General features: G+C 70.8%; 17 protein-coding genes and 1 tRNA gene. 12 read left to right on the plus strand and 6 right to left on the minus strand.

Features of this window, described 5'->3' with window-relative positions:
* The first annotated feature begins 29 nt into the window (after nt 1–29).
* The 4 genes from EFA46_RS01945 (at nt 30) to nadC (ending at nt 3,705) form a co-directional block, all read left to right on the plus strand.
* Nucleotides 30–212 carry a hypothetical protein gene (locus EFA46_RS01945; RefSeq protein ID WP_123075266.1) on the plus strand — a complete coding sequence of 61 codons (183 nt, stop codon included), beginning with the start codon at nt 30–32 and terminating at the stop codon, nt 210–212.
* 129 nt (nt 213–341) lie between these two features.
* Entirely contained in the window at nt 342–1,451 is a 1,110-nt protein-coding gene (gene nadA, locus EFA46_RS01950) for a quinolinate synthase NadA (protein ID WP_176969873.1), read from the plus strand.
* Nucleotides 1,448–2,902, plus strand: coding sequence for an L-aspartate oxidase (locus EFA46_RS01955; RefSeq protein ID WP_123075262.1), 1,455 nt, complete (start codon nt 1,448–1,450; stop codon nt 2,900–2,902). The genes nadA and EFA46_RS01955 overlap by 4 nt, the downstream gene beginning before the upstream one ends.
* Complete coding sequence (nadC, locus tag EFA46_RS01960; protein WP_123075260.1) at nt 2,893–3,705, plus strand: carboxylating nicotinate-nucleotide diphosphorylase; 813 nt, start codon at nt 2,893–2,895, stop codon at nt 3,703–3,705. The genes EFA46_RS01955 and nadC overlap by 10 nt, the downstream gene beginning before the upstream one ends.
* Here the strand turns inward: nadC and gpmI are convergent.
* The gene (gpmI, locus tag EFA46_RS01965) at nt 3,694–5,211 is read right to left on the minus strand and encodes a 2,3-bisphosphoglycerate-independent phosphoglycerate mutase (RefSeq protein ID WP_123075258.1); all 1,518 of its coding nucleotides are present in this window, start codon (nt 5,209–5,211) and stop codon (nt 3,694–3,696) included. The two genes, nadC and gpmI, sit on opposite strands and share 12 nt — an antisense overlap.
* A gap of 124 nt (nt 5,212–5,335) precedes the next feature.
* Here gpmI and EFA46_RS01970 point away from each other — a divergent pair, with 124 nt between their 5' ends.
* Nucleotides 5,336–6,586, plus strand: coding sequence for a DNA double-strand break repair nuclease NurA (locus EFA46_RS01970; RefSeq protein ID WP_123075256.1), 1,251 nt, complete (start codon nt 5,336–5,338; stop codon nt 6,584–6,586).
* A gap of 3 nt (nt 6,587–6,589) precedes the next feature.
* On the opposite strand, the gene EFA46_RS01975 is transcribed toward EFA46_RS01970, so the two are convergent.
* Entirely contained in the window at nt 6,590–6,919 is a 330-nt protein-coding gene (locus EFA46_RS01975) for a hypothetical protein (RefSeq protein WP_123075254.1), read from the minus strand.
* 89 nt (nt 6,920–7,008) lie between these two features.
* On the opposite strand from EFA46_RS01975, the gene EFA46_RS01980 reads away from it, so the two are divergent.
* Together EFA46_RS01980 and EFA46_RS01985 are read left to right on the plus strand one after the other, a co-directional pair.
* The gene (locus EFA46_RS01980; protein WP_123075252.1) at nt 7,009–8,850 is read left to right on the plus strand and encodes an ATP-binding protein; all 1,842 of its coding nucleotides are present in this window, start codon (nt 7,009–7,011) and stop codon (nt 8,848–8,850) included.
* A 50-nt stretch (nt 8,851–8,900) separates the two neighbouring features.
* A complete protein-coding gene (locus EFA46_RS01985; RefSeq protein ID WP_123075250.1) occupies nt 8,901–9,326 on the plus strand; it encodes a universal stress protein in 426 nt (141 codons plus the stop codon).
* A 142-nt stretch (nt 9,327–9,468) separates the two neighbouring features.
* On the opposite strand, the gene EFA46_RS01990 is transcribed toward EFA46_RS01985, so the two are convergent.
* Nucleotides 9,469–9,810, minus strand: coding sequence for a hypothetical protein (locus tag EFA46_RS01990; protein WP_123075248.1), 342 nt, complete (start codon nt 9,808–9,810; stop codon nt 9,469–9,471).
* A gap of 344 nt (nt 9,811–10,154) precedes the next feature.
* Nucleotides 10,155–11,096, minus strand: coding sequence for a KaiC domain-containing protein (locus EFA46_RS01995; protein WP_123075246.1), 942 nt, complete (start codon nt 11,094–11,096; stop codon nt 10,155–10,157).
* 121 nt (nt 11,097–11,217) lie between these two features.
* Between EFA46_RS01995 and EFA46_RS02000 the strand changes: the two genes are divergently transcribed.
* Both EFA46_RS02000 and mptA read left to right on the plus strand, forming a co-directional pair.
* Complete coding sequence (locus tag EFA46_RS02000) at nt 11,218–12,045, plus strand: NAD(+)/NADH kinase (protein WP_123075244.1); 828 nt, start codon at nt 11,218–11,220, stop codon at nt 12,043–12,045.
* 54 nt (nt 12,046–12,099) lie between these two features.
* Entirely contained in the window at nt 12,100–13,035 is a 936-nt protein-coding gene (mptA, locus tag EFA46_RS02005; RefSeq protein WP_123075242.1) for a GTP cyclohydrolase MptA, read from the plus strand.
* A gap of 1 nt (nt 13,036) precedes the next feature.
* Here mptA and EFA46_RS02010 read toward each other — a convergent pair whose 3' ends face one another.
* Entirely contained in the window at nt 13,037–13,858 is an 822-nt protein-coding gene (locus tag EFA46_RS02010) for a TrmB family transcriptional regulator (protein ID WP_123075240.1), read from the minus strand.
* A 94-nt stretch (nt 13,859–13,952) separates the two neighbouring features.
* The gene (locus EFA46_RS02015) at nt 13,953–15,575 is read right to left on the minus strand and encodes a DUF255 domain-containing protein (RefSeq protein WP_123075238.1); all 1,623 of its coding nucleotides are present in this window, start codon (nt 15,573–15,575) and stop codon (nt 13,953–13,955) included.
* Nucleotides 15,576–15,717: 142 nt separating this feature from the next.
* Here EFA46_RS02015 and EFA46_RS02020 point away from each other — a divergent pair, with 142 nt between their 5' ends.
* From EFA46_RS02020 to EFA46_RS02030, 3 genes are all read left to right on the plus strand, one after another.
* Complete coding sequence (locus EFA46_RS02020) at nt 15,718–16,290, plus strand: FxsA family protein (RefSeq protein WP_123075236.1); 573 nt, start codon at nt 15,718–15,720, stop codon at nt 16,288–16,290.
* A gap of 69 nt (nt 16,291–16,359) precedes the next feature.
* Nucleotides 16,360–16,433: transfer RNA gene (locus tag EFA46_RS02025), tRNA-Ile, on the plus strand.
* Between the two features lie 162 nt (nt 16,434–16,595).
* Nucleotides 16,596–16,958 carry a hypothetical protein gene (locus EFA46_RS02030; RefSeq protein ID WP_255494076.1) on the plus strand — a complete coding sequence of 121 codons (363 nt, stop codon included), beginning with the start codon at nt 16,596–16,598 and terminating at the stop codon, nt 16,956–16,958.
* The last annotated feature ends 45 nt before the right edge of the window (nt 16,959–17,003 follow it).

The following is a 17,003-nucleotide window of genomic DNA, read 5'->3' on the forward strand; positions in this document are numbered from 1 at the left end:
TCTTTCCCGCTGGCGGCTGTAGCCGTCGTGTGAGCGCCGCCCCCGCACTCCTGATCGTGCTCGCGTTCGCGCTCGCCGTCGCGGGCGCCCTCCTTCTCTACGTCCTCGTCGAGGCCGAGAGCGATGAAGGCCCGAGGAGGGACCGCGAGGTCGCGGCGTCGGAGACGCGCGAGCGTGTCGAGCGCCGCCGGAACGACCGAAAGGAGGACTGAGCGGCCCGCTCGTTCTTCGGAACGCCGCTGACGTGAAGAGATATCTCTTGCAATACCATCTTGAAGACGAATCTTTTTCACATAGCTCTCTCTATGGCGCTAGCAAGACAGCACCCGATCATGGTCCAGATGGAGACGACAGAAGTCGATAGCGAACTGAGCTTGTTCAAATACGGCAACCTCGAAGCGCTCCCGTCCGACTACCGCGACCTCTCGGAGACGGAACGCGGACAGCGTATCGCGGCGGCGCGCGAGGCGCTGGGCGACGACGTCCTCGTCCTCGGACACAACTACCAGCGCCGCGAAATCGTCGAGCACGCCGACCACGTCGGCGACTCCTACCAGCTGAGCGAGTACGCCGCCGACTCAGACGCCGAGCACGTCGTCTTCTGCGGGGTGACGTTCATGGCGGAGAGCGCGGACCTCCTCACGGACGACGAGCAGACCGTCCTCCTCCCCTCGATGGAGGCCTCGTGTCCGATGGCGGGGATGGCCGAAGCCCTCCAGGTCGACGCCGCGTGGGAGCGCATCGAGCGCGCGACCGAGGGCGACGTCGTCCCGATCACCTACATGAACTCCTACGCGGACCTGAAGGCGTTCTGCGCCGAGCACGGCGGCCTCGTCTGCACGTCCTCGAACGCGGACGCCGCCTTCGAGTGGGCGCTCTCCCGGGGCGACACCGTGGTGTTCCTCCCGGACAAGCACCTCGGGCGGAACACCGCGAACGCGATGGGCCTCGACTCCGTCGTCGAGTTCGACCCGTGGGCCGACGAGTCGAGCGGCGACCTCGGCGACGCCGACGTCGTCCTCTGGGACGGCTACTGCCAGGTCCACGAGCGCTTCACCGCCGACCACGTCGCGGACGCCCGCGACGCCCACCCGGACGCGACGGTGGTCGTCCACCCCGAGTGTCGCCCCGAGGTCGTCGCCGCCGCCGACGAGACGGGGAGCACGGCGACCATCACCGAGGCCGTCGCCGACGCCGGCTCCGAGGAGACGGTGGTCGTCGGCACCGAAATCCACCTCGTCGAGCACCTCGACCGCTGGCACGAGACGGACGTCGTCGCGCTCTGCGGTGACGCCTGCATGGACTGCAACGCGATGCGACAGGTCGACCCGAACTACCTCACGTGGATACTCGAGGGCCTCGCGGACGGCGTCGAGCGCAACGTCGTCAGCGTCGACCCCGACGTCGCGCGCAGCGCCGAAGTCGCCCTCGACCGGATGCTCGAACTATGACGCAGGTGCTCGTCCTCGGGAGCGGCATCGCGGGGTGTAGCGCCGCGCTCGCCGCCGCCGAGAGCGGCGCGGAGGTCGTGCTCGCGACGAAAGCGACGCGGCCGGCGGAGACGACGACGCACTGGGCGCAGGGCGGAATCGCCGTCTCGCGGGGCGACCCCGACGCGTTCGCCGCCGACGTCCTCGAGGCGGGCGACGGCCGCTGTGACCCGCACGCCGTCGAGACGCTCGTCGAGAACGCGGACGACGCCGTCGAATCGGTGCTCGTCGAGCGCCTCGGCGTCCCGTTCGCGGACGACTACGGGCGCGAGGCCGCCCACTCCACGGACCGCATCCGACACGTCGGCGCGGAGACGGGCAGACACGTCCTCGCGCCGTTCCTCGCGCACCTCGACGACCACCCTCGCGTGACAGTACGCGAGGACACGGCGGCGCTCGAGTTGCTCACCGAGGAGGGTCGCGTTCGCGGCGCTCTCCTCGACCGGCCGGACGGGTCGAAAGAAGCCGAACTCGCGGACGCGACGGTGCTCGCGACGGGCGGCGTCGGCGCGTGCTTCCCGCGCTCGACGAACCCGGACACCGCGACGGGCGACGGCCTCGCGATGGCCGCGCGCGCCGGCGCCACCGTCGAGGACCTCGCGTACGTCCAGTTCCACCCGACCGCGACGGTCGGCGAGGAGCCCGTGCTCGTCAGCGAGGCGGTGCGCGGCGCGGGCGCGCTGTTGCGGAACGCCGACGGCGAGCGCTTCATGCCCGCCGTCCACGAGGACGCCGAGCTCGCGCCGCGGGACGTCGTCGCGCGCGCCGTCGCGGACGAGCGCGAGCGCACCGGCGGCGTCGTCCTCGACACGACGCCCGTCGACTTCGCGGGCGCGTTCCCGGCGCTCCGCGAGCGCGTCAGCGACGCCGGCCACGACCCCACCTCGATTCCGGTCGCGCCCGCCGAGCACTTCCTCTGCGGCGGCGTCGCCGTCGACGACCGGGGCCGCACGAGCCTCGACCGCCTCTACGCGGTCGGCGAGGTGTCGCGAACCGGCGTCCACGGCGCGAACCGCCTCGCCTCCACGAGCCTCCTCGAGGGCCTCGTCTGGGGCCGACGCGCGGGACGCGACGCCGCGACTCGCGAGCGGGTCACCGGCGACCCCGAGATACCCAGTCGCCCCGAGCGCGACCCCGCGCTCCCCGACGGCTTCGTCGACGGGAAGTTCGAGCGCCTGCGTCGCGTGCTCGGCGAGCACGTCGGCCTCCGGCGGGACCCCGACGGCCTCGAGCGCGCGTGCGCGGCGCTCCGCCGCCTGAAGGGCGAGACGGACGCCTACGCGCGGACGCGGCCCTCCCGCGAGGTCGCCGAACTCCGGAACGCCGCGACGACAGGGCTCCTGCTCGCGCGCGCCGCCCGCGAGGCCGAGCCGGCGGGCTGTCACGCGCTGGAGGGGGTCCCGTGCCGGTGACGCGCGCGGACGCCGAGCGCTGGCTCCGCGAGGACCTCGGCCACGACGACGTGACGAACGACCTCCCCGGCGAGTCGGCCGCGCGCCTCGTCGCGAAGGAGCGCGGCGCCGTCGCGGGCGTGGACGCCGCCGAAGTCGTGTTCGACGTGCTCGGCGTCGACGTCGAGACCCACGTCGAGGCCGGCGAGCGCGTCGACGCGGGTGCAGTGATACTCGCCGTCGAGGGGGCGACCCGCGACGTCCTGCGTGGCGAGCGCGTCGCCACGAACCTCGTCGGGCACGCCTCGGGCATCGCGACGCGGACGCGCGACGCCGTCGACGCCGCGCGCGAGGCGGGCGGCGACACCGCCATCGCGGCGACGCGAAAGACGACGCCCGGACTCAGGGGCGTCGAGAAGCGCGCGGTCCGTGCGGGGGGCGGGGACACCCACCGCCTCGACGCGAGCCACATGGCGATGGTGAAGGACAACCACGTCGCCGCGTTCGGCCTCGAGGAGGCCGTCGAGCGAGTCCGTGAGCGTGCGTCGTTCGCGACGCGCATCGACGTCGAGGTAGAAACCGTATCGGAAGCCGAACGCGCCGCCGACGCGGGCGCGGACGTCGTCCTCGTGGACAACGCGACGCCCGAGACGGTGCGCGCGACGCGCGAGCGCCTCGACCCGGCCGTGCTCGTGGAGGCGAGCGGCGGCATCGGCGTCGGGGACGTGCCGGCGTACGCGGCGGCGGGCGCGGACGTGATTTCGATGGGCGCGCTCACGCACTCCGCGCCGCCGCTCGACTGCTCGTTTCGCCTACTCGAGTAGGTCCGCGCCCGTCATCTCGGCCGGCGTCTCGACGCCGCAGTGCGCGAGGAGCGTCGGCGCGACGTCGCGCAGCGTCCCGCCTTCGCGGACGTCGCGGCCGCCGTCGCCGCCGTCCGGGGAGAGGTAGACGAACGGCACGGGGTTGAACGTGTGCGCGGTGTGCGGGTCCTCGCGGGTGCCCATGTCGTCGGCGTTCCCGTGGTCGGCGGTGAGGTGGACGTGTGCGCCCGCCTCCCGGAGCGCGGGGACGAGGCGGCCGACCTGCTCGTCGACGGCCTCGACGGCCTCGACGGCGGCGTCGAAGTCGCCGGTGTGCCCGACCATGTCCGCGTTCGCGTAGTTGAGGACGAGGAGGTCGGGGTCGTCGGCCTCGACCGTCTCGATGGCGGTGTCGGTCACCTCGGGCGCGCTCATCTCGGGTTGCTGGTCGTACGTCGGGACGTCCGGGCTCTCGACGATGCGCCGCTTCTCGCCGTCGAACTCCACTTCGCGCCCGCCGTTCAGGAAGTAGGTGACGTGCGCGTACTTCTCGGACTCCGCGATGCGGAGTTGGGTCTGCCCGGCCGCCGAGACGACCTCGCCGAGCGTGTGCTGGGGCTCGTGGGGCTCGAACGCCACCGGGAGGTCGAACGTCTGGTCGTACTCCGTCATCGTCGAGACGCGAACCGCGGGCGGTTCGGTCTCGAACGCCCAGTCGTCGGGCCGGACGTCCGCGAGCAGGCGGGTGAGTTGGCGCGCGCGGTCCGAGCGGAAGTTGAAGAACACCACCGAATCGCCGTCGGAGAGGCGGTCGCCGCCCCGGACGACGGTGGGGTCGACGAACTCGTCGGTGTCGCCGCGCTCGTAGGAGTCGGTGACCGCCTCGACGGCGGAGTCCGCGCGGTGCTGGCCGTCGCGCTTCACGATGGCGTCGTAGACCTGCTTCGTGCGCTCCCAGTTCTGGTCGCGGTCCATCGCGTAGTACCGGCCGGAGACCGTGGCGACGTCGCCCGTCCCGTAGCTCTCGACGACCTCCTCCAGCGTGCGGAGGTAGCCCTCGCCGCCCTTCGGCGAGGTGTCGCGGCCGTCCGTGAAGGCGTGCGTCGTCGCCTCGACGCCGTAGTCGGCGGCGGCCTCGATGAGCGCGTGCAGGTGCTCGTGGTCGGCGTGGACGCCGCCGTCCGAGACGAGGCCCATGAAGTGGACGCGCCCGCCGTTCTCGTCCGCGTGGTCGAACGCCCCACGGATGGCGTCGTTCTCGCGGAGCTCGCCCGCCGCGATGGCGTCGTTGATGCGGGTGTACTCCTGCATGACGACGCGGCCGGAGCCGATGGTGAGGTGGCCGACCTCGGAGTTCCCCATCTGGCCCTCCGGGAGGCCGACGTCGCGGCCGTGCGTCGTCAGCGTCCCCGACGCACCGGTTCGGGTGTAGCGGTCGACGTTCGGCGTCTCCGCCGCCTTCACCGCGTCCAGTCGGTCGTGGTCGCCGAGTCCCCAGCCGTCCAGAATGACGAGTGCCGCTCGCATACTGCACCCCTCGCGGGCGCGTCCTAACTACTCTTCGGCATCGTCGTTCACGGACGACCCGGAGGGACGCGCGGGCGACGCGCGACACCGCCGATTTGAAGCGCGTCCGCCGGCATCCACGAGTATGACTCTCGACCCCGTCCACTTCGCTGGCATCCCCGACCTCGTGCGCGACGTGGGTGGCGACGTCGACGAGGCCGAGCACCGCGCGGACGCCGAGGCCGTGTGGGAGACCTACTTCGACCCGCTCTACGACGACGGCGCCGTCCTCCGCCCAATCGACGAGCAGGCGCGCTACCTCGCCGACCTCACCGAGGCCGGCGCGAGCGACCCCGCCTTCGACGCCGTCCACGGCCTCGATTCGGGCACCATCAACCCGCGCGCGTTCAAGAACGGCATCGTCCTCGACGTCGCGCAGGCCGCGATGGGCGTCGCGCCCGGCGACACCGGCACCCACCGCCACCGCACCGTCATCGCGACGATGCTTCGGCGCGACCGCACCGCGAAACCGCGCCCGTTCGACCCCGAGGCGTGGACGCGACAGGACGAGGGCTACTGGCGCGGGCAGGCAATCGACGCGCCCCACGTCGAGCGCAATGAGCGCGCCGTCGTCCACGCGCTCTCGCTCTACCTCGCGGAGAGCGAGCACGCCCACGCGCACTTCGATTCGGTGGCGGAGTTCCTCCTCCTCGACGGCCCGCTCTACCCGAAGCTCGTGACGAACTGGCTCGACCAGAACGAGGAGCTCGCCGCCCTCCCCGCCGAGGACGGCCTGACGCGCCGCGTCATCGAGAACTACCTCGGCCTCGTCGAGCGCGCCGTCGAGACGGACACCGTCGTCGGGGGGTTCGTGAAGAACGTCTCCGCGCGCGGCATCGTCCGCGCGCTCGACGCGAAGACGCACGCGCCGTGGCTCGACGACGCGGAGCTCTTCGGCCAGCTCTTGGAGCGCCGCGACGACCGGGGCGAGCGCCTGACCTCGGACCTCGCGTACACGAACTGGTTCCTCTCTCGGGTGGGGTACGACCGGGAGTTCTCGACGCTCGGCGGCCGCCTCGACCTCGACCTCGCGCTCGACGCCGAGTCCTACGAGGTCGCGTTCTGCGTGCTCTACGACCCGCGAACGGACACCGTCTACAAGGCCGAGCTCCCGCGCGTCTTCGCGGAGGACGACGGCGTCCGCGAGCGCGTCACCGACCAGCTCGTGCGGGACGTCGCCGCCGCCGGCGGCCCGCCGGACGCCGTCGGGCGGGCGGACGAACTCGCGCGCATCAGCGTCAGCGAGAAACGCCAGCTCGTCGACGCGATGGCCGACGCGATGGAGACCGAACCCCGGGAGGGCTACGACGTCGACCGGTGGGGGCTCGGCGGCTAACGACTAGTGCTCGCGCTCGACCTCGATTTCGACGTCCTCGGGGTCGACGCCGATGCGCGCGAACTGCGTGCGGACGTGCTCGCGCGCCGCCGCGACGGCCTGGTCGCGCGTGTCGAAGCCGCGCGGCATCGGCGACTCGAAGGCGACGTGGACGTCCTCGCCGTCGACCTTCTGGACGAGGCCGCCGCTCTCGACCTCGTAGAACTCGTCGCAGACCCAGACGTAGGGCGCCTGCTCGTCGGGCGCGCCCTTGAACGATGGGGCGTCCTCGCCGCGCTCGTACACCGTGCCGGTGAGTGTGGTGCCCGCCGCCGAGCCCCGAACGAGTAGCATGACACCCCGTACGCCGCGCGCGGGCAAAAGGCGTGCGGCGACCCCGTGAGACGAAAAGACGTTTAGGGACACGCGGTGTTTCGCGTCACATGACCGACAGCGACCTCGGCGACTTCTCCGAGTTCGGCGGCGACGGGGAGGGCGACGTCGAGGCCGACCGGGCCGGCGACGCCCGCGACGCCGACGCGGGCGCGGACACCGACACCGGGACGGCGAGCGAGTCCTTCGAGCGCGTCGCCTACGAGGGCGGCGGCGGGGACGGCCTCGGCGTCCTCGCCGTCTCCGAGGGCCTGCGTATCGGCGAGCGCGAGGACGAGACGCGCCTGCGCGCGTACGTCACGAGCGCGAACCGCTCGAACGTCCGACTGGGGCGGTATCTCGTCGCGCCCTACCCGGACGGCGAGTCGCTCTTCTGCAAGATCGTCGGCCTCGAGTACGGGCGGCGCTTCCACGGCGACGACGCGAACGAGATCCACGCGCGGCGCGCGATGCAGAGCGGCGACATCGACGAGGACGACTACCGGTTCGTCGCCGACCTCGAACCCGTCAGCGTCCTCTATCGGGACGACGGGGAGCTGAAGCGCCGGATGCCCGACCGCGTGCCGAAGCCCGAGACCGTCGTGCGCGAGGCCGACGACGACGCGGAGATCAAGACCGCGCTCAAGATACCGGACGCCGGCGTCTTCGTCGGCCACCTCGCCGTCGGCGGCGAGAAGGTCCGAACGGGCGCGACCCCGCCGACCATCGACTACCGCGTGAAGGACGACTACGCGACGGGCGACCCGCTCGCGTTCCGCCACACGCTCGTCGCCGGCGGCACCGGCTCCGGGAAGACCCACACCGCGAAGAACGTCCTCCGCCAGTACCTCAGCGAGGACCGCACCTATCCCGTGGAGGCGGGGAGCGACCGGGAGGTGCAGGCCGCCGTCGTCCAGTTCGACCCGCAGGACGAGTACGCCCAGATGCACGACGACAACCCCGAGGCCGACCGCGAGGACGAGCGCCGGTGGGAGCGCGAGGGCATCGCCCACGGCGGCCACGACGACACCGTCGCGTTCGTCCCGAAGGTCGGGAACGCGACCTACACCGCCGCCCACCACGGCGCCGACCAGGTGCCGTTCACCATCCCGTTCAGCATGGCGCGCAGTCGCCCGTGGCTCGCCGCGTCCGCCGGCCTCAACGACAACCAGTATCCCGCCTTGCAGGACCTCCTCCGGCGATTCTTCGACCAGTACGGTGACGGCGGCACCTACCGGGAGTTCTGCGCGTTCCTCGACGACCCCGCGCTGAAGGAGGAGCTCGACGAGTCCGGGAAGGTCCACGAAGCCACCTACGAGGCCGTCTTCCGGCGCGTTCGTGGGGTTCCGGACGGCGTCTTCGACCAGGACGCCCGCCCCATCACCGACCTCGTCGAGCAGTTCGTCAAGCCGGGCCGCCTCTCCGTGGTGCCGACCTACCACGTCAGCGACTCGCGCGCCACCGAGACGGTCGTGCTCGCGCTCGCGAGCCTCCTCGTCGACGAGAAGCTCTCCAGCGACCCGCGCCACCCCCGCATCGCGGAGACGCCGCTCGTCGTCGGGATGGACGAGGCGCACAACTTCCTCGCGGACGCAGACACCGTCCAAGCCCGCCACGTCGTCGCGAAGTTCACCGACGCCGCCAAGCAGGGGCGCAAGGAGCGCCTCGGGCTCTTCCTCATCACGCAGGACCCGCAGGACGTCGCGGAGAGCGTGTTCAAGCAGATCAACACGAAGGTCGTCCTCAACCTCGGGGACGAGGACGCCATCAAGAGCGTCAACATCCCCGCGAGCCTCGCGGAGAAGGTCCCCTACATGGAGACCGGCCAGATGGTCGTCTACTCGCCCGACAACTCCGAACCCGTCGAGCTCGTCGGTCTCCCCACCTGCCTCACCCGCCACGGGCGCGACTGAGCGCGACGGCGGCCCCCACGTTTTTGAACAGCCCGACAGAATCCCGGGGTATGACGCGAATCCTCGTCCCCATCGACAGCTCGCAGCAGTCCACGGACGCCCTCGAGTACGCCCTCGAGGAGTTCACCAGCGACGACATCACGCTCATCCACATCATCGACCCCATCGAGGCCGGCTACACCGCCCAAGCCACCGTCCCCGGCTACTCCGAGGAGTGGTACGAGCAGGCCGAATCCGAGGCCGAAACCCTCTTCGAGAGCGCCCAGGAGACCGCCGACGAGTACGGCGTCACCCTCGACACCGTCACCGAAGTCGGCCGCCCCTCGCGCACCATCGTCAACTACGCCGAGGAGAACGACTTCGAGCACATCGTCATGGGGAGTCACGGCCGCAGCGGCGTCACCCGCATCCTCCTCGGCAGCGTCGCCGAGAACGTCGTCCGGCGCTCACCCATTCCCGTGACCATCGTGCGCTAGTCCCTTTTGCCGCGCTCGCGGCCGCCGGCCACTCGCTCGCGGATGCTCGGCGGGACCGAAGGATTGGGGCAGGAATAGAGAGCCGCGTGGCCGACCGCCCGATAGGTACAGAGAACGTCTGCAGCACGCGGCAGTGCCGATTTCAGGTGAGAACGGCGGTCACGACGCCACTCACGAGAAGCCCGACACCAGCGCGTCGTGGCGTCATCCTGCCGTCCGCATCGACCCCGAGGATGTTCACTGGCTTTACCAGCAAGAGAACGCCGACGAGAGAGACCGTCGCTGGCACGCCGTAGTCCAGCCTGAGGACTGGAACGTCCATCGCGAGGAGGAGGATGCCGAAGAACATGGCGACTATCGCAAACGCCCTCGCGCCCGGGGTGACGTCGTCGTTATCGAAGGCGACGAAGACGGCGGCGGGCCACCACCACAGCAGTACACCGAGCCCGAGCCAGAACCCCCCGAGCAGCAATCCGACCGCCATACCGAGGGCAGTCACCGGCGCCAAGTAAAACGTTCCGGCTCTGTCGCTGGTTTCCGTACCGGAGTCCACCCGCTCTCGAGTGATTTCGCCGGGGTAGCGTATCCCATCTCGACGTGACCGAACGGTCCCGAGCTGACGACTCCACGCGTGAACGGAACGGCTCCCCGACGACGAGGGGCGGCGAATCACTGAGCTAGCGTTCGCGCGACGAGCGGCTCGTCAGAGTCCGGTAGTCGCGCGATTCACTCGCGGCGAAGCCGCGAGGCGCGAGCACCCCCGTAGGGGGTGCGACGCGCTTTTGGTGGAGCTTTTGCAAGCGAGCGAAGCGAGCGCAGCAAAAGGTCCTAGAAGATGTTCGCCTGCCGATAGACCGAAATCCCGCTGTTCGTGATCTCGTAGGGCTTGGTCTCGCGGGAGTGGTTGGCGTCGCGTATCTTCTGTATCTCGACGGCGAGACGGGTTTCGCGGAAGTCCTCGGGGCGGACGTAGCGGAGGACGACGACGCCGTCGGTGAGGTACTCGATGATGCCGTGGCGGGAGGCGAAGGCGTTGTCGTCGGAGGCTTCGCTGGTGAGGAGGGTCGTGACGCCGGCGCGCTTGAGGGCCTTGGTGAAGTCGTAGATCTCGGTGCGCCGGGTGGCCTGGTCGTCGTACATCATCTCGAGGAGGGAGACGGAGTCGAGGACGAGGCGGTCGGCGCCGAACTCCTCGATGAGGTGGGGGAGTTCGCTGCGGATGCTGGAGAGGGAGTTCGCCATCTCGATGGGGTCGAGGTCGATGACGGCGAGCTGGTCGTTCTGGACGTACTCCTCGAACGGCCAGCCCTTCTCGGCGGCGCTCTGGACGATGCGGTCGTAGGACTCCTCGAGGGTGATGAAGACGCCTTTCTCGCCGTTCTGGACGGCCTGTTCGAGGAACTGGAGGCCGAACGTGGTCTTCCCGGTGCCGGCGCCGCCGATGGTGACGAGGAGGCTCCGCTGGGGGATACCTCCTTGGACCATGTTGTCGAGGCCCTCGACGCCGAACTCGATGCGCGGGATGTCGGACTCGAACTCCTCCTCGAACTCGTCGCCGCCGCCACCGCCGCCGCCGAAGCCGAACTCGGACGGGTCGGGGTCGTCGCCGCCGGCGTCGAAGCCGAAGTCGTCGCCGCCACCACCGCCGCCGCCGAAGCCGAAGTCGTCACCGTCGTCGGGCCCGTCGCCGGCGAACGCGTCCGCGAACGCGTCCTCCTCGTCGGGTTCGTCCTCGTCGTCCGGCCAGTCGTCGTCCCCGTCACCGGACACGGTGAGACCCCCCTGCCGTCGCGCGTCCCTGCATCATAGTGCGTACTGACAGTTTCCGTCGGCAAGAAGGTTCCCCCCATCGATCTGTGCCTTTTTGGGGGAGGGCGTCGTCGTCGGCGGTATGCGCGTCGGCATCGTCGCTCAGCGAGGGAACGCCCGTGCGGCCTACCTCGGGGCGGACGTCGGGGAGATGCTCACCGAGGCGGACGCCGAGGTGTGGTACGACACGGAGACAGCCGACACGATCGACGTGCCGGGGACGCCGGTCGAGGAGTTCGACCGGTGCGACCTCGTGGTGAGTATCGGCGGGGACGGGACGTTCCTCTTCGCGGCGCGCGGCGCGGAGTCGACGCCGGTGCTCGGCGTGAACCTCGGCGAGGTGGGGTTCCTGAACGCGGTCGCGCCCGACGACGCCGTCGAGGCGGTGCGCGAGGAGCTCGAGCGCTTCCGGGAGACCGGGTCCGTTCGCGCGCGCGAGGTGCCGCGCGTGCAGGCGACGGGCGCCCAGGAGTGGTCGCTGACGCCGGCGTTGAACGAGGTGGTGGTGCAGGGGCCGACGCGCGGCCACGGGCAGGGCGTCGAGATGGAGGTGCGCGTCGACGGCTCGCTCTACACGGCGGGGCACGCGGACGGCGTGCTCGTCGCGACGCCGACGGGGTCGACGGCGTACAACATGAGCGAGCGCGGCCCGCTCGTCCAGCCGGGCGTCGAGGGGTTCGTCCTGAACGACATGTGCGCGACGGACACGATGCCGCCGCTGCTGGTGCCGCTGGACGCCGAGATCACGGTACGGGTCGACGGCGCGGACGAGGTCGTCGTCTCCTCGGATGGCGCGAGCCGGTATCACGTCGAGATTCCGGAGGTCATCACGCTGACGCAGGCCGAGGAGCCGGCGCGCGTCGCCGGCCCGGAGAGCGACTTCTTCCGCGCGCTGAACAAACTCGAGTAGGTGGCGCGGGCCGGGAGGACAAACGCTAACCGGCCGCTCTCCGAAGGGCGCTCAATGGCGAAGGACCGACAGCTGCCGGACGTGCAGGCCTCCGCGCCGGACGTCTCGGTCGGGTTGAGTCACGTCGGAGTCACGGGCGTCGAGAAACTCGTCACCTTGGAGCGCGAGGGGAAGCGCCCCGTCGTGCTGACGGCGGAGTTCGAGGTGTACGTCGACCTCCCGCGCGAGCGCAAGGGCATCGACATGAGCCGGAACATGGAGGTCATCGACGAGACGCTCCAGTCCGCCGTCGACGAGCCCACCTATCAGGTCGAGGACGTCTGCGGGGAGGCCGCCGACCGCCTGCTCGCGAAACACGACTACACATCCCGAGCGGTGGTGTCGATGGAGGCGACGTACATGACGCGCGAGGAGACGCCGGAGTCCGAGCGCGCGACGCAGGGCACCATCGACATCGTGGCGTCCGCGACGGCGCGCGAGGGCGAGGAGACGCGCGAGGAGGTCGGCGCGCGCGTCACCGGGATGACGGTCTGCCCGTGCAGTCAGCAGATGATGTCCGCGCGCGCCGCCGAGAAGCTCGCGGACCTCGGCGTCGACGAGGAGGACGTGAAGGCGTTCCTCCAGGAGGTGCCCCAAGCCGGCCACTCCCAGCGCGGGCACGCGACGCTCACCGTCGAGACGGCGGGGACGCCCGGCGTGAACCTGATGGACCTCGCGGAGATCGCGAAGGAGTCGATGAGCGCGCGCATCTACAACCTCGCGAAGCGCCCGGACGAGGACCACATGACGTACGAGGCGCACGCGAACGCCCGCTTCGTCGAGGACTGCGTGCGCTCGATGGCCGAGCAGGTCGTCGAGAGCTACGACGACCTGCCGGGCGAGACGGTCGTGACGATGCGCCAGTCGAACGACGAGTCCATCCACCAGCACAACGCGCACGCCGAGCGCGTCGCGGAACTCGGCGAACTCCGCGAGGAAGTCGGGGACTGAGTCACGGACAGCCGCCGTCGGCGCGCGCGTCCGCGACCGCGTCCGCCGCCTCCCAGCCGCGCTCGAACTCGGCGACGACCTGCGCGGCGAACGCCGGGTCCGTGAGGTCGATGAGCGCGAACGGCTCCTCGGGTTCGACGGGGTTCGGGAAGCCGACGCAGACCTCGGTGCCGTCGATGACGATGACGTCCCCGTAGACGGCGTCGCCGACGCGGACCTCGAAGCCGTCGTTCGCCCCGAAATCGGCCACGGAGACGCCGTGGTCCGGGTAGGCCTCGACGGCCGCCGGCGAGAGGAGGATGCGGACGTCGGCGCCGCGGTCCAGCGTCGCCGAGATGGCGTCCGCGATGTCGTCGGAGGCGGTCCGGACGTCGAAGCTCGAGGAGGTGGCGCCGGAGACGACGTCGACGCTCTCCTCGGCGGCGGCGATGCGTTCGAGGAGGAGGTCGAGCGCGCCGTCCGCGCCGACCTCCGCCGTCCAAAAGCCCTCCTCGGGCTTCGGCGGCCCCTCGAGGTCGCGAACGAGCGAGTCGACGACCGACTCGTACTGCTCGGCCTCCTCGCGGAGCTCGCGCTTGCGGTCCTCGAGCAGGCGGTCGAGCGCGGTCTCCGGTTCGACCGCGACGTACTTCTTCGGGCGACTGGCCGCCTGGGAGCGCACGAGGTGCTGGGACTCGATGCTGCCCAGCACGTCGTAGATGCGGCCCATCGGCACACCGCTCGCGTCCGACAACTCGTTGGCAGTTGCCGGCCCGACGTCGAGGAGTCCGCGATACGCCCGCGACTCGTACTCCGAGAGGCCGAGATCCGTGAGGTCAGCCATACCGCCCGTTGTCAGCGAGGCGTGATAAACCCACCGCGAGTTTAGTGAGGGCGTCGGTCGCCCCCGGGTGGGGTCCGTCGCGCCGTGGCCGCCGTCAGGCGTGCTCGGCGACGAGCGACGCGAGCACCTCGGGGTCGCGCGCCGGCCCGTGGAGGTCGCCGTTCACGAGGACGAACGCCGCGTCGTCCTCGACGCCCGCCGCGCGCGGGACGACGACCTTCTCGTGGTCGGCGACGCGGAGCGCCGCGCGGTGCAGGTCGGAGTCGACGTCGCCGCCGACGCGGACCGTCAGCGGGCGCTCGACGACGCGCGAGGCCGCCGCCGCGTAGTCCGCGACCTGCACGCCCATCCGGTCGGCCGCGCCCGCGAACGCGCCGACGGCGTCCCGCGCCGCCTCCCGGTAGGCGTCTTCTTCGGTTAGCTCCGCGAGGTCGACGAGCGCGTGCGCCATCGTCGCGTTGTCGTCGATGGGGTGGAGCGGCCTGTCGAGCAGGCCGACGTCCTCGACGGGCCCGTCGAGGAAGGCCTCCTCCTGGAGGTGCTCGACGGCGTAGTCCGCCACCGCGACGGCCGACTCGACGTAGTCCGGGTCGGCGACCTGCGCGCCGCGTGCGAACGCCCGCGCGACCGCCGCGTGGTCGGTGAGGAGGCCGGTCGGTGCGTCCGCGTCGTCGTAGCGCGCGACCGCGCCGTCCTCATCGACGAGCGTCTCCGCGAGGTAGTCGAGGGTGCGCTCGGCGTACCGGCGCGCCGTCTCGTCGTCCGTGTAGGCCGCGTAGACGAGGAGCGCGTCGGCGGCGCGCGCGTTCTTCTCCGCGTACGCCGTCTCGTCGATTCCGGGTTCGTCCGCCTCGTCGCGCTCGGAGGGCGGGCGCTCGAAGTACTCCCCGGGATGCTGGCTCCCGCCGAACGCCGCGCCCGTCCAGAGCGTCGCCGTCAGGAAGTCGACGGCGTTCGACGCCGGTCCCTCGTAGGTCTCGCGGCCCGTGTAGAGGTAGGCGTTCGCGAACGCCCGGAGGAGGCCGGCGTTCGTCTCGAGGAGCTTCTCGCGCTGCGGGTCGCTCCAGTCGCGGGCGTGCGCGAAGCGGTAGAAGCCCCCGTCGTAGTCGTCCGCGAGGTTCCGACTCACGGCCTCCAGAGTTCGGAGGGCCTGCTGGCGCTCGCGCTTCAGCGCGAACTCGACGGTGCGGGGCAGGGGGAACTTCTCGTTCGTCGCCCACCCGCCGAAGCGTTCGTCGTACTGCTCGCCGAGCTGGCCGGCGACGAGCGCCTCGATGTCGTCGGTGACGGCGCCCGCCGGCGGCGCCTGCCCGCGCAGGGCGCGCGGGACGCGCCCCGCGTCCGCGCCTTTCTCCTCCCACGTCTCGCGCACCCGGTCGAGGACGCCGCGAAAGCTCTCCGCCTCGAGGTAGGTCGCGCCCGCGATGAGCTCCCCGGACGGCGTGAGGAACACCGTCGACGGGAAGCCGCCCATGTTGTAGCGCTCGCGTACGCGCGGGTGGCGGTCGGCGTCCGCGCGCACCGCCACGAACTCCTCGTTGACGTTCGCGGCGTTGCGCGGTTCGCCGAACGCCTCGCGGTCCATCTCGCGACAGCGCGCCGACCACGACGCGACCAATGAGAGCAGGACGGGTTTCCCCGCCTCGGCGGCCGCCTCGAACGCCGCGCCGCCCCACGGTCGCCACTCGACCTTCGTCCGTTCCGCGGACTCGTCCATACACCGTCTCGACGCGGCGGGCGTGAAAGCGCTTCGAAGGCGGCGGCGAGCGACCGGTGGGGGCGAGGCGTCACGGTGCGCAGGCCGGCGAGCGATGCCTCGAAAAGCCCATAACGCGCGCCCGGCCTAGTTCGACGCAGAGATGGCCAAGCGCCTCATCGCGGGACTGCTGCTCATCCCGCTCCTCGACGCGCTGTTGCTCGTCGCATCCAGCGCGTTCCTCGACTGGCGACTCATCGTCGCGCTCGTCGTGCTCACCGGCCTCCTCGGAATGCTCGCCGTGCGCGCCGAGGGGCGACACACCCTGCGCCGCATCCAGCGCTCGCTCGCGCGCGGCGACCCGCCGACGGACGAACTCGTCGACGGCGGCCTCCTCATCGCCGCCGGCGCGTTCCTCCTCACGCCCGGGTTCGTCACCGACTTCGTGGGGTTCCTGCTCGTCTTCCCGCCGACCAGACACGTGATCCGCCGCGTCGTCAAGAAGTACTACGTCGTCCCGCGGATGGACGAGTGGACGGGCGGCTTCGCCACCGGGAACGTCTACACGTTCGGCTTCCCGAGCGACGACGGCCGCGACCGCGGCATGGGGTCGATGACCGGCGACAGCGGACCCGGCCCGAGCGGGTCGGGCGGCGCCGGCGACACCGTCGACCTCGGCGAGGACGCGTACGACGTGGACTTCGACGACGAGGACGACGGGCGCTCGAAGGCGTGAGAGTCGGTGGCGTAGTTCGGTCGAAAAGAAACCCTTAATTGTCCCACCCGGCAACGAATGAGTGCAGGCGGGCTAGTAGCTCAACTAGGTAGAGCGCCACTCTGATAAGGTGGAGGCTTGCGGTTCAAATCCGCACTGGCCCACTCTCGTTCCTGACGACGTCCACGCCGTCGGCGTGTATTCTCTCCGCTCACCACACCCTCAGCGGGGCGGCCGTTCGCACACTCCGACCGTGGTGCGCGGGCTTCTCGACGGGAGCCCGGCCAATGGTTTGAATAGATTTCGGGTTCGAAAGAAAGCCTATTGTGGGGGACGCTACCAATGCGGTCGCCGCGATCCGCGACGCGGCAGGGGGATCGGTTCGCATCATCGCGACGTACGACCGGGACGGCTACGACGTCGTCTACCTCCGCGACGACGTCGAGTCGAAGGTGGCGTCGCTCGCGGAGGGCGTCCACGAGGAGTTAGTCATCCGGGAGGTGGGGCGCGACTACCTCGAGGAGCTGTTCGAGGCGGGCGCGCTCCACTGCTCGATGCATCGATTCGAGGAGATGACGGCGTTCCACTTCATCGAGGGCGGGTTCACGGGCCTGTTCGTGAGCATCGACTCGGACGCGGACGTGCCGCTCGCCTCGTTCGCGGAGACGTGTCGGGCGCAGCTCGAGTAGGAATACCGAAAGCGAACCGAACGACACACCACGCCCGCCGCCCAA

Source organism: Halarchaeum sp. CBA1220, from assembly GCF_003721175.2.
Lineage (GTDB): Archaea > Halobacteriota > Halobacteria > Halobacteriales > Halobacteriaceae > Halarchaeum > Halarchaeum grantii.

What these genes read in the sequence shown, in the direction of transcription:
- nadA (WP_176969873.1), top strand. Translation starts at nt 342, where the DNA reads ATGGAGACGACAGAAGTCGATAGCGAACTGAGCTTGTTCAAATACGGC.
- mptA (WP_123075242.1), top strand. Translation starts at nt 12,100, where the DNA reads ATGGCGAAGGACCGACAGCTGCCGGACGTGCAGGCCTCCGCGCCGGAC.
- EFA46_RS02015 (WP_123075238.1), bottom strand. Translation starts at nt 15,575, where the DNA reads ATGGACGAGTCCGCGGAACGGACGAAGGTCGAGTGGCGACCGTGGGGC.
- EFA46_RS02000 (WP_123075244.1), top strand. Translation starts at nt 11,218, where the DNA reads ATGCGCGTCGGCATCGTCGCTCAGCGAGGGAACGCCCGTGCGGCCTAC.
- EFA46_RS02020 (WP_123075236.1), top strand. Translation starts at nt 15,718, where the DNA reads ATGGCCAAGCGCCTCATCGCGGGACTGCTGCTCATCCCGCTCCTCGAC.
- EFA46_RS01990 (WP_123075248.1), bottom strand. Translation starts at nt 9,810, where the DNA reads ATGGCGGTCGGATTGCTGCTCGGGGGGTTCTGGCTCGGGCTCGGTGTA.
- EFA46_RS01975 (WP_123075254.1), bottom strand. Translation starts at nt 6,919, where the DNA reads ATGCTACTCGTTCGGGGCTCGGCGGCGGGCACCACACTCACCGGCACG.
- EFA46_RS01985 (WP_123075250.1), top strand. Translation starts at nt 8,901, where the DNA reads ATGACGCGAATCCTCGTCCCCATCGACAGCTCGCAGCAGTCCACGGAC.
- EFA46_RS01955 (WP_123075262.1), top strand. Translation starts at nt 1,448, where the DNA reads ATGACGCAGGTGCTCGTCCTCGGGAGCGGCATCGCGGGGTGTAGCGCC.
- EFA46_RS01980 (WP_123075252.1), top strand. Translation starts at nt 7,009, where the DNA reads ATGACCGACAGCGACCTCGGCGACTTCTCCGAGTTCGGCGGCGACGGG.
- gpmI (WP_123075258.1), bottom strand. Translation starts at nt 5,211, where the DNA reads ATGCGAGCGGCACTCGTCATTCTGGACGGCTGGGGACTCGGCGACCAC.
- EFA46_RS01970 (WP_123075256.1), top strand. Translation starts at nt 5,336, where the DNA reads ATGACTCTCGACCCCGTCCACTTCGCTGGCATCCCCGACCTCGTGCGC.
- EFA46_RS02010 (WP_123075240.1), bottom strand. Translation starts at nt 13,858, where the DNA reads ATGGCTGACCTCACGGATCTCGGCCTCTCGGAGTACGAGTCGCGGGCG.